This is a genomic window from Pandoraea sp. LA3 (assembly GCF_022696215.1).
GTDB classification, from domain to species: domain Bacteria; phylum Pseudomonadota; class Gammaproteobacteria; order Burkholderiales; family Burkholderiaceae; genus Pandoraea; species Pandoraea capi.
On sequence record NZ_PTPY01000014.1, the window covers coordinates 18,755 to 30,137 of the forward strand.

Annotated in this window: 8 protein-coding genes; 7 read left to right on the forward strand and 1 reads right to left on the reverse strand. The window is 64.2% G+C overall.

Annotation, left to right across the window (positions count from 1 at the left end):
* The first annotated feature begins 26 nt into the window (after positions 1 to 26).
* The 4 genes from putA to C5N93_RS00975 all read left to right on the forward strand — a co-directional run bounded on the left by putA (position 27) and on the right by C5N93_RS00975 (position 7,749).
* On the forward strand, positions 27 to 3,977 hold the full coding sequence (gene putA, locus C5N93_RS00960) for a trifunctional transcriptional regulator/proline dehydrogenase/L-glutamate gamma-semialdehyde dehydrogenase (protein ID WP_242557951.1): 3,951 nt from the start codon (positions 27 to 29) through the stop codon (positions 3,975 to 3,977).
* Positions 3,978 to 4,103: 126 nt separating this feature from the next.
* Positions 4,104 to 5,537, forward strand: coding sequence for an MFS transporter (locus tag C5N93_RS00965; protein WP_242557952.1), 1,434 nt, complete (start codon positions 4,104 to 4,106; stop codon positions 5,535 to 5,537).
* Between the two features lie 86 nt (positions 5,538 to 5,623).
* Positions 5,624 to 6,823, forward strand: a complete 1,200-nt coding sequence (locus tag C5N93_RS00970; protein WP_242557953.1) for a CoA transferase — start codon at positions 5,624 to 5,626, stop codon at positions 6,821 to 6,823.
* A gap of 89 nt (positions 6,824 to 6,912) precedes the next feature.
* The gene (locus C5N93_RS00975; protein ID WP_242557954.1) at positions 6,913 to 7,749 is read left to right on the forward strand and encodes a citryl-CoA lyase; all 837 of its coding nucleotides are present in this window, start codon (positions 6,913 to 6,915) and stop codon (positions 7,747 to 7,749) included.
* 36 nt (positions 7,750 to 7,785) lie between these two features.
* On the opposite strand, the gene C5N93_RS00980 is transcribed toward C5N93_RS00975, so the two are convergent.
* On the reverse strand, positions 7,786 to 8,544 hold the full coding sequence (locus C5N93_RS00980) for an IclR family transcriptional regulator (RefSeq protein ID WP_069341450.1): 759 nt from the start codon (positions 8,542 to 8,544) through the stop codon (positions 7,786 to 7,788).
* 211 nt (positions 8,545 to 8,755) lie between these two features.
* Between C5N93_RS00980 and C5N93_RS00985 the strand changes: the two genes are divergently transcribed.
* The 3 genes from C5N93_RS00985 (at position 8,756) to C5N93_RS00995 (ending at position 11,369) form a co-directional block, all read left to right on the forward strand.
* On the forward strand, positions 8,756 to 9,367 hold the full coding sequence (locus C5N93_RS00985; protein ID WP_242557955.1) for a hypothetical protein: 612 nt from the start codon (positions 8,756 to 8,758) through the stop codon (positions 9,365 to 9,367).
* A 118-nt stretch (positions 9,368 to 9,485) separates the two neighbouring features.
* Positions 9,486 to 10,655: an AAA family ATPase gene (locus C5N93_RS00990; protein ID WP_242557956.1), complete on the forward strand. Its 1,170-nt coding sequence runs from the start codon at positions 9,486 to 9,488 to the stop codon at positions 10,653 to 10,655.
* A 267-nt stretch (positions 10,656 to 10,922) separates the two neighbouring features.
* Positions 10,923 to 11,369 (forward strand): hypothetical protein, encoded by a 447-nt coding sequence (locus C5N93_RS00995; RefSeq protein WP_242557957.1) that lies wholly within the window; start codon positions 10,923 to 10,925, stop codon positions 11,367 to 11,369.
* Positions 11,370 to 11,383 lie beyond the last annotated feature (14 nt).

Consider the following 11,383-nt stretch of genomic DNA (forward strand, 5'->3'; position numbering starts at 1 on the left):
GATCATGCCCATCACCCTCTGGAATCATGGCTAGCACCACGCTTGGCGTCAAAGTCGACGATCTGCTTCGTTCGCGCATCAAACATGCGGCAACGCGACTCGACCGAACCACTCACTGGCTCATCAAACAAGCGATTCTGGCTTACCTCGAAAACGTGGAAAGCCTTCCCCCGACGGGCGAGCTGTCGTTGCTCGAACGTGCGGAGTCCACGGATGCCGTCGACGCGTCCGGGGCAGCGGCCGACGACGCGGTGCCGCATCCCTTTCTCGAATTCGCGCAGAACGTTCAGCCCCAGTCGGTGCTGCGTGCCGCGATTACCTCGGCCTACCGGCGTCCCGAGCCGGAGTGCGTTCCCTTTCTGATCGGACAGGCCAGGCTGCCCGAAGCCATGGGCGCAGACGTCGATGCGCTGGCGGGCCAACTGATTCAGGCGATGCGTATCAAACACCCGGGCAGCGACATCGACGGCTTGCTCAAGGCGTTCGGGTTATCGAGTCAGGAAGGCGTGGCGCTGATGTGTCTGTCGGAGGCGCTGTTGCGCGTGCCGGACCGCACGACTCGCGACGCCCTGATTCGCGACAAGATCAGTAAGGGCGACTGGTGGTCGCATCTGGGGCAGGGGCGCTCGATCTTCGTGAACGCGGCGACCTGGGGCCTGATGATTACCGGCAAGCTCGTCCCCACGAACAGCGAAGTCGGCCTGTCGTCGGCGCTCACCCGGTTGATCGGCAAGGGCGGTGATCCGTTGATTCGCAAGGGCGTGGACATGGCCATGCGTCTCATGGGCGAACGGTTCGTGACCGGCGAGAACATTTCCGAAGCGCTCGCCAACAGCGGGAAGTACGAAGCGCTCGGCTTCCGTTACACCTACGACATGCTCGGCGAGTCGGCCATGACCGAAGCCGATGCCCTGCGCCATTACGCTGCGTATGAACAGGCGATTCACGCCATCGGCAAAGCGGCGGGCGGGCGGGGCGTCTATGACGGCCCGGGCATTTCGATCAAGCTCTCGGCGTTGCATTCGCGATACTGCCGCGCGCAGTTCGAGCGCGTCGAGCGTGAGTTGCTGCCGCGCGTGCGTGCGCTTGCAGTGCTGGCGCGCCACTATGACATCGGGCTGAGCATCGACGCCGAAGAGTCCGACCGTCTCGAAATTTCTCTCGATTTGCTCGAAGCGCTGTGTTTCGATCCGGATTTGCAGGGGTGGGACGGCATCGGTTTCGCCTTGCAGGCCTATCAGAAGCGAAGCCCCTTCGTGGTCGATTACCTCGTCGATCTGGCTCGCCGCAGCGGGCGGCGGATCATGGTGCGGCTGGTCAAGGGGGCCTATTGGGATACGGAAATCAAGCGGGCGCAGGTCGACGGCCTCGAAGGCTATCCAGTCTTCACGCGCAAGATCTATTCCGACATGTCGTATCTTGCCTGCGCCAAGAAGTTGCTCGGTGCGCCCGATGCCGTCTATCCGCAGTTCGCCACGCACAACGCCTATCTCGTCTCCACGCTTTACCATCTCGCCGGTGAGGCGGCGACACCCGAACCCTACGAATTCCAGTGCGTTCACGGCGCCGGTGAAGCGCTTTACGAAGACGTGATCGGGGAGGGCAAGTTGAATCGGCCCTGCCGGATCTACGCGCCCGTGGGGACGCACGAGTCGTTGCTGGCGCATCTTGTCCGACGGTTGCTCGAAATGGAGCATGGCTCGCAGGCGTCGCTCGCCGACCGGGTCGCGGGCATCAACGAAGCGGCCGACGACGTCATCGTCAATGCGGTCAATGCAGCGTTGGACATTGCCCCGCTGGGCGCGCCCAACGAAAAGATCCCGCTACCGCGCGATATCTACGGGCCGGAGCGTGTGAATTCGACCGGCATCGATCTTTCCAACGAGCATCGTCTGGCGTCGTTGTCCGCCGCCTTGCTCGCCAGCACGAACGATCGCTGGCGCGCCGCCCCGATGTTGCAGAGCGACGAAGGGGTTGCCGCCGGTCAGACCGAGCGTGAGGTGCGCAATCCGGCGGATCGTCGGGATGTCGTAGGCAAGGTGGTCGACGCGACCCCCGAGCACGTGTCGATGGCGCTGAAGTACGCTCTGGCGACGGCCCCCATCTGGCAGGCGACGCCTGTCGATGCGCGTGCGGCATGCCTCACGCGCGCGGCCGCGCTGCTCGAAGCGCAGACCCCCAACCTGCTGGGACTGATCGTGCGCGAGGCCGGCAAGTCCGTGCCGAATGCCATCGCCGAGGTGTGTGAAGCCGTCGACTACCTGCGCTACTACGCAGCCGAAATCCTGCGCGAGTTTTCCAACGACACGCACCGCCCGCTGGGGCCGGTGGTCTGCATCAGTCCGTGGAATTCTCCGCTCGCCACTTTCCTCGGACAGGTATCGGCGGCGCTGTCTGCGGGCAATACCGTCATTGCCAAGCCGGCGGAGCAAACGTCGATCATTGCGGCACAGGCCGTGCGTATCCTTCGGGCGGCGGGCGTGCCTGCGGGGGCAGTGCAACTGCTGCCGGGCGATGGCCCGACGATCGGCGCCGCGCTCGTCGCTGAGCTCCGAACGCGTGCCGTCATGTTTACCGGGTCGACGGAAGTCGCCCGGACGATCAACCTCCGCCTGTCGAAGCGGCTCGATGTCGATGGCAAACCGATTCCGCTGATTGCCGAAGCGGGCGGTCAGAACGCGATGATCGTCGACTCGTCGGCTCAGGTGACGCAGGTCGTCGCCGACGCCATGCAGTCGGCCTTCGATTCGGCCGGGCAGCGATGCGCCTCGTTGCGTGTGCTGTGTGTGCAGGACGACATCGCCGATCAGGTACTCGACATGCTCAAGGGCGCCATGCGCGAACTCGCCGTGGGCAATCCCGATCGTCTCTCGACGGATGTCGGCCCGGTCATCGATCACGAGTCGAAGCATGCGATCGAGACCCACATCGCGGCACTGCGCGACAAGGGACGCAAGGTCGAGCAGGTGCCGCTGCCGACAAGCTGCGCGCAAGGCAGCTATGTGGCACCGGCGCTGATCGAGATCGACAACCTTGCTGAACTCAAGCGCGAAGTCTTCGGACCGGTGCTGCATTTCATGCGCTTCGAGCGCAGCGCACTGAACGCGCTGCTCGATCAGATTCACGCGTCGGGTTACGGACTGGCGCTGGGCATTCAGACGAGAATCGACGAGACGATTGCGCACGTCGTCAAACACGCCCGCGTGGGCAACCTCTATGTGAACCGCAACATCGTGGGCGCCGTGGCCGGTGTACAGCCGTTCGGCGGCGAGGGACTGTCCGGCACGGGGCCCAAGGCGGGCGGCCCGCTGTATTTGCAGCGGCTGCTCTCGCGCTATCCGATGGGCTTGCCGAAGTCGCTGGCCGAGACGCTGGTGGTGTACGAAGCGGCGTCGCTCGATACGCCTGCGGCGGCGCTGAGCGCGTTGCGCGAATGGGCCATCGGGCAGAGCGATCCGCGCACGGCAGCGCGTACCGACGAGTATCTGCCCTATGCGCTGGCGGGCGCGACCGCCACCCTGCGCGGGCCGACCGGCGAACGTAACGTCTATACGCTGAGCCCGCGCGGCAACGTGCTGTGTGTGGCGGCAACCGCTTCCGGCGCGCGGGCGCAGTTCGCCGCTGTGCTCGCGACCGGCAACCATGCGATCTTCGAGGGAGCCTCCGGCGAGCATCTGGTGGCGAGCTTGCCGGAGTCGCTTGCCGTGCATGCCACGTTGCGTGCATCGCCCGCTTCGGAGGCATCGGAGGCAGACGACATTCAGGCGGTGCTGTTCGAAGGCGACGGCGATGAGCTGCTGTCGTTCGTGTCCGATCTGGCCAAACGCAAAGGGCCGATCATTCCAGTGCAGGGGATTCGTTCCCACGCGCTCGAGAGCGGCGCGGAAGACTATGTGCTCGAACGGCTGCTCGTCGAGCGCTCGATCAGCGTGAATCTCACCGCCGCAGGCGGCGAAGCGCAGCGAACGACGATTTAAGGTTTTTCTCCGCGTAAACCCCGATATCCGCCCCCCATACGGAGGCATACCCTTCGACTTCTCATAAAACAGAACGTCATTCTGTCTGGCAGAATGACCAGCAACACAATCCAAAGGAGGATTGAGATGTCGAGTTTGCCTGTCGGCGCGGTGTCAGCGTCGTCTGCCGCCCATGCAGGGCCGTCCGACGCAAGTCGGCAGATCAACGCGCGTATCGACCGGTTGCCGGCGACGCGCTCCATTTGGACGCTCATCCTGCTCATCGCCATCGGTGGCTGGTTCGAGTTCTACGACCTGTTCTTCACCGCGTACGTCGGCCCCGGCCTCGTCAAGAGCGGTCTCTATTCCACGACGACGGCGTCGTTCTTCGGCGTGTCGGGACTGGGTGCTTTCGTCGCGGCCTCGTTCGCGGGGCTGTTCATCGGCACGTTCTTCCTGACGGGACTCGCCGATCGCTACGGACGTCGCACGATCTTCACCGTGTCACTCCTCTGGTATTCCATCGCCACGCTCGTCATGGCGTTCCAGACCACGGCGCCGATGATCAACCTGTGGCGTCTGATCGCCGGCATCGGCGTGGGCGTCGAACTGGTCACCATCGACACTTACGTCAGCGAGCTTGCGCCGAAGCACCTGCGCGGGCGCGCCTTCGCCTTCATGCACCTGATCCAGTACCTTGCGGTGCCGGCCGTGGCGCTGCTTTCCTGGTGGCTCGTGCCGCAGCAGGTCTTCGGTATGGACGGCTGGCGTACCGTGGTCATCATCGGCGCGCTCGGTGCGCTGGTCGTCTGGGCGATTCGCCGCCGCGTGCCGGAAAGCCCGCGCTGGCTTGCGCAGCAAGGCCGCACTGCCGAGGCCGAAGCGATCGTCAAGGATCTCGAAGCGCGCGTGCAACGTGAGTCGGGCCGCGCACTGCCGCCGCCGGTGCTCAGCGTCGAACCCGCCGCCACGAAGGCGAGGTTCCGCGAAATCTGGCAGAAGCCGTATCGCCGTCGCGCCATCACGCTACTGGTGTTCAACCTGTTTCAGGCCATCGGCTTCTACGGTTTTGCCTCCTGGGTGCCGACGCTGCTCGTGTCCAAAGGCATCACGATCACGCACAGCCTGATGTACTCGTTCGTGATCGCCATCTCGAACCCGTTCGGTCCGCTCATCGGCATGGCTATCGCCGATCGCATCGAGCGTAAGACGCTTGTCGTGCTGTCCGCGCTCGGTATTGCGGTGTTCGGTTCGTTGTTCGCAGTGCAGTCGTCGCCCGCCATGCTGATGATTCTCGGCGTTGCGATCACCCTGTGCGGCACGCTCCTGTCCGTCGGGTATCACGCCTATCAGACCGAACTGTTCCCCACGCGCATTCGTGCCCGTGCCGTGGGCTTCGTGTACTCGATGTCGCGTCTGTCGGCGATGTTCTCGGGCTTCATGATCGCCTTTGCACTGCGCCATTTCGACGTGACCGGCGTGTTCGCACTGATCACGTTCGCGATGGTCATGGTGATGGCATCGATCGGCCTGTTCGGCCCGCGCACCAATCAGCGCACGCTCGACGAAATCTCTCACTGAGGCGCTCGCCCTGACACCGGATCCCGGATCAGGGCGCATCACCGCCTCAATTCATGCAACCGCACACGCAACATCAGGAGCCAACGATGGCATTGCCGCTCGCCGGGGTGAAAGTCCTCGATCTCTCCAACGTTCTCGCCGGACCGTTCTGCGCCTACCAACTGGCGTTGATGGGCGCCGACGTGACCAAGGTCGAAAACCCTGACGGGGGCGATCTCGCACGTCGGCTGGGCGCCGACAAGGACGCGGCGGCGCGTCAGATGGGCGCTTCGTTCGTGGCCGTCAACGCCGGTAAACGTTCGCTCACGCTGAACCTGAAGGACCCGCGCGGTAAAGCCATCCTGAAGGATCTCGTGGCGTCGAGCGACGTGCTCGTCGAGAACTTCCGCCCCGGTGTCATGACGCGTCTCGGTCTCGACTTCGACGCCCTGCGCGAAGTGAATCCGCGTCTGGTCTACTGCGCGATTTCGGGTTTTGGTGCGGATGGCGAACTGTCGTCGCGCCCTGCCTACGATCAGATCATTCAGGGCATTTCCGGCGTGATGAGCGTGACGGGAGATGCGCAAAGCGCACCGCTGCGCGTGGGCTATCCGGTCTCGGATACCGTTGGCGGGCTGACGGCGGCATTCGCCATCTGCGCCGCATTGCTCGATGCGCGCACGACCGGTCAGGGACGCATGCTCGACGTCTCCATGCTCGAAGCCACGCTCGCGACGATGGGCTGGGTCGTGTCGAACTATCTCAACGCGGGTGTCGCGCCGGTGCCGATGGGCAACGAAAATTTCACCGCGGCGCCGTCCGGCACCTTCCGTACGGGAGACGGACTGCTCAACATCGCCGCGAACGAAACGCGTCAGTTCGTCAGCTTGTGCGCGCTGATCGGACGCCCCGATATCGCCGACGATCCCCGCTTCGCGCAACGCGACACGCGCAAGCAGAATCGTCACGCCCTCAAGGCGGAGATCGAAGCCGCGCTCGCGCAGGACAGCGCCGCGAACTGGGAGACGAAGCTCGTGGCGAGCGGCGTGCCTGCCGGGCGGGTGATGTCGGTGCCCGACGTGCTCGCGCATCCGCATCTCGCCTCGCGTGAGTTCGTGCGCGAGCTGAGCGTGCCGGGCGAGGCGCAGCCGCAACGCGTCACGCGCGCGGGCTTCCGTCTGTCGGACGGCGACGCCGCGCCGGGCGCGCCTGCGCCGTCGCTCGGCGCCGATACGCAGGCGCTGCTCGCGGGCCTCGGATACGACGATGTTGCCATCGAACGACTGCGCGCCGATGGCGTGATCTGACCGATGCACGTTTCCTTAGTCATGAAGACTCAGTCATGCGGACTCACTCATGACGACTTACTACAGCACGCTCACCGCGTGAACCGACCATGAACCCCACTCTCGATGCTGCGGCGCTGTGCGCCGACTACTGGAGCACGTCGATCATCGATATCCATCCGGGATCGATCAACGTGCGCGGCTATCCGATTCAGGACCTGATCGGCAACGTCAGCTTCCCGCAGATGATCTGGCTGATGCTGCGCGGTGACTTGCCGACGGACGCGCAGGCGCGTCTGCTCGAAGCGGCGCTGGTCGCCTCCGTCGATCATGGACCGCACGCGCCGTCCATTGCGATCTCGCGGATCGCCACGAGCTGCGGCTTACCGCTGAACGGCGCGATGGCGTCGGCCATCAACGCGCTGGACGACGTGCACGGCGGCGCCGGGCAACAGGCAGTGGAGCTGTATCAGGACATCGCGCAGCGCCTCGCCGCATCGCCGTCCGGGGTGCCGGATATGGCGGCTGCGGTCGCCGAAGGTATTGCGGCGTTCAATGAAGCGCACGGGAAGTATCTGCCGGGCTTCGGGCATCGCTTCCATCCGGTGGACCCGCGTGCGACCCGGCTGCTGGCGATGGTCGATCAGGCAGCGGAACAAGGTGTGATCGAAGGCCATTACGCCGCCATTGCACGGGGCATCGAAGCGCATCTCAAGGCGCGCAAGCAAAAGCCGGTGCCGATGAACATCGACGGCATCACGGCCGTGATCTACGCCGAGTTGGGATTTGCGCCCGAGTTGGCGCGAGGGGTGTTCTGTCTGTCGCGTGCCGTGGGCATTCTGGCGCACGCGTGGGAGCAGCGCGGACGCGGGGAGCGCAACAAAGGCCCGCTGCCGCGTCAACTGCCTTACCGCTATACCGGCGAGCCGGAGCGCTCGTTTCCCTGAGTCGGAGACGTCAGGGACGTAAGACGCACAAGACGCTCAAGACGCCTGAGACGTTTGAAACGCGCGCCACGCGGCGCGCACGCTTCGCGAGTCGCCACCGAGTCCGTCGGTGGCGCGCGCAGCGCACGAGAACAGATCGGGCAGATGACGCTCGATGAACGCGCGGTCGATGCGCGAGCTGGGGCCTGCCAGCGTCATCACGCCGCGCAGCGCCTGACGCACGCCGAACACAGGCATCGACACCCCCGCCGTATCGCGCTCGCGATCACCCATCGATACGCTGTACCCGTCTGCACGAATACGGTCGTAAGCGTCACCCTGTTGCCCGCCGAACGCGAGCAACGCGAGGCCACCCGAGCCGTGTTCCAGCGGCAATACGTCGCCCTCCCGAACGTGGAACCGCACCGCATGCGTCGAATCGACGCGGTGCAGACACACGCGCACGGCGTCGTCACGCACGTAAAACGACACGCTCTCGCCGCTCACGTCTGCCAATTCCCGCATCAACGGCAGCACGATGTCGCCGAGGTTCAGGCTGCGCTGATACAGCGCGCCGAGCATGAACGTGGCCGGGCCGAGCTGATAGCGGCCGTCGTCGAGCCGCACGAGCATGCGGTGCTGGATCAGCGCACCGGCCAGTCGCAGCAACGTGCTTTTGTACAGTCCGGTGCGGGCGGCCAGCTCGGCGAGCGTGAGGGCATCGTCGTCGGGTTTGAACGCGAACAGGATGGCGCAGGCGCGGTCGATGACGGCAACGCCGGAGCTATCTTTCGGTTCAGGGGTAACGTCGGACATCGGGTAGGCAGGCGCAAGATTGCGGCAATCGATCAAAACGTCGAGTGTATGCCATGTCGAAGCGCTGGCGCGAAATCCCATACGTTGCCATCAGGCGAATCCCGATCGCCCGCGTCGCGCGCAGAAAGCGAAAGCTGGCGGACAGCATCGCAAAATGAACCGTCGAATGCGTTCCATTCTGGAATCTCCCTTCACTCGATGGAGATCCATCATGATTCATCTCAACTCGACCACGCCGCTCACGATGGGCGTAGACCATGCGACGACCGTACCGGCGGGCTCAACGGCCGGCGTTCTGCCCGAAATCGCATCGACCTTTTCGTCTGCACGCCAGGCGCCTGTCATGAGCACTAACGCGCCAGCTCGACTATCGGTGGGTCTTGGGGGGACGCGCGGCTGCCGCATCTCGATGGAAATGTTGCCAACCGGCGTTCTGCAACTCTCGATCAAATTTCCGGCGTCCCTTCAGACGGTCGCACCGCTCTCGCACCAGCAAAGCGCTATGGGCGTGGTTGCGGGGGAGCCGGGCAGCGATGGCACGCTGTTGGGCGGTTCGCATCGCGATCCCAATGGGCTTGAAGCGTCCACCGCGGCCCCCTCGACGGTATCGCTTTCGGGACGTGGCGAACCCTGTCCCCAGGCAGGCGAGGACGACGGGCAAGTAGAAGAATCGATGGTGCAACAGACTCGCTCGATAATGTTGCGCAGTAAGTATCTCGATAAGTCGGCAAGAGACGAAGATTCAGACTCGACCTCGGGCGGTGAGTCGCAGCCGCCGAGGTGGAACACGTCGGCCGGACCGGACTCTGAGAGCGACGACTAGTCGTTCAGGTCGGCGAGGGGAATCGCTCAGCGGCGTAAAGCCTCTGGGCGACCCATGGGTGAGCATTGGCAAATTAGGATAATGTTGTCGATTCCCGACGACCCCCGTCCTGTTCGCCATGCTCACCGCACTCGCCATCGAAAACTACCGCTCCATCCAGTCCCTCGTGATGCCGCTCACGCGCCTGAACGTCATCAGCGGCGCGAACGGCAGCGGCAAGTCGAACCTTTATCGGGCGTTGCGGTTGCTGGCGAGTGCCGCGACCGAGGGTATCGTGGCCCCGCTGGCGCGTGAGGGCGGTCTGACGTCGGTCATGTGGGCCGGACCGGAAGAGATCACTCCCCGGATGCGACGCGGCGAGGTGCCGATACAAGGTGGGCCGCGCCGCAAGCGACCGCGGCTACGTCTCGGGTTCAGCAGCGAGACCTTCGGTTATGCCGTTTGCATGGGCATCTCCAATACCGAGAACACTGCGTTTTGGTCCGACCCGGAGTACAAGCGGGAAAGTATCTGGGTCGGAGATTTTCTACGGCCCGCCAGCACGCTCGTTGACCGCGACGGCTATCTCGTCAAACGAAAATCGGGGCGTGAATGGGTGAGCGTGACAGCCAGTCTTCCGCGTTACGAAAGCCTGTTCTCGCACATTGCCAACGACGACACGTGTCCAGAAGTCTTCACGGTGCGTGAGCGAATTCGCAACTGGCGGTTTTACGATCACTTCCGCACCGATGCGGATGCGCCCGCGCGAAGCCCGCAAATCGGCACGCGAACGCTCGCACTTCATCACGACGGGCGCGATCTGGCCGCCGCGTGGCAGACGATTCGTGAAATCGGCGATCGTGAAGCGCTCGACGACGCAGTCTCCGACGCGTTCCCCGGCGCGAGCGTGAGCATCGAGCTCGATGGTCGGAGCGGCTTTCTGTTGCGTTTCCAGCAGCACGGCTTGCTGCGCGAGTTGAGCGCCGCAGAGTTGTCCGATGGCACCCTGCGATATCTGCTCCTGATCGCGGCGCTGATGACGCCGCGTCCTCCTGAGTTGATGGTGCTCAACGAACCCGAAGCCAGTTTGCACCCGGATTTGATGCCTGCGCTCGGTCGACTGATCCGCCGTGCGTCGCAGCGCAGTCAGCTATGGGTCGTATCGCACTCGGCGCGTCTGGCCGCGGCACTGGAGGAAGACCCCGAATGCAATGCCATCAAGCTCGACAAATCGTTTTCGGCAACCACGATTCTCGATCAGCATCGGTTCGACCGCCCGGCGTGGCGCTGGCCGGATAACGGCAAGTGACAGCGCGTCTGGCACTTCACCGGAACTGGTAACTGGCTGGCGCTATCGCAAAGAGCCTCTGCCGCGCGCTGTCACGATGCGAACTCCCTTTATCGATGGAGGTCGGGAATGCATCTTTTTAGCGCAACGACGATAGGCACCTTGCCGACGACAACGCAGACGCTGCATCCGCGTCCATGCCCTGCGCGCACTCGCTTTCGTGCAGATCTCAGGACGGTACGGCTCAGGCATGGCGCAGGATTTCACGGGACCGCCGCCGCAACGGCAGTGCCGCTTCACGCTGACGTCACCCTGCATCGTCCGCTACCGATCCAGTCGGTCGGACGACTGTCGTCCACCGGCGCGCACGGACCAGCCGCCGACTTCGCGTTTTTCCGTGAGCCGTTGAAGCGAAACGCGGTGCTGATCGGCAAGTGGGGCGCGGCGGCAAATGCGGGAAGTCAGTCGCAAGCCTGGTCGCATTTCGTCGCCGACATCGGGGAGCGCTTCTTCAAGGGCAGCCGCAAGCAACGCGTCATGGACGCGCTGGTGCTGAGCCTCGACATCCTCCCGCCACGCCATCGCGCCGACGCGCTGGCCTGCCTGCTGTCGGATGGTATCGAAGGCCGAGCCGCCGTAGAGGAGTTCTGGAAGTACGTCGGGATAGACCGGATTCCCGACGCCGACAAGGCGCGTGTCACCGCGTTGATTCAACAGTATGAGATCGGCAACTGAGCCTGTGACCTGAC

Coding starts and splice junctions, on each gene's coding strand:
- putA (WP_242557951.1), top strand. CDS start 27: ATGGCTAGCACCACGCTTGGCGTCAAAGTCGACGATCTGCTTCGTTCG.
- C5N93_RS00965 (WP_242557952.1), top strand. CDS start 4,104: ATGTCGAGTTTGCCTGTCGGCGCGGTGTCAGCGTCGTCTGCCGCCCAT.
- C5N93_RS00970 (WP_242557953.1), top strand. CDS start 5,624: ATGGCATTGCCGCTCGCCGGGGTGAAAGTCCTCGATCTCTCCAACGTT.
- C5N93_RS00975 (WP_242557954.1), top strand. CDS start 6,913: ATGAACCCCACTCTCGATGCTGCGGCGCTGTGCGCCGACTACTGGAGC.
- C5N93_RS00980 (WP_069341450.1), bottom strand. CDS start 8,544: ATGTCCGACGTTACCCCTGAACCGAAAGATAGCTCCGGCGTTGCCGTC.
- C5N93_RS00985 (WP_242557955.1), top strand. CDS start 8,756: ATGATTCATCTCAACTCGACCACGCCGCTCACGATGGGCGTAGACCAT.
- C5N93_RS00990 (WP_242557956.1), top strand. CDS start 9,486: ATGCTCACCGCACTCGCCATCGAAAACTACCGCTCCATCCAGTCCCTC.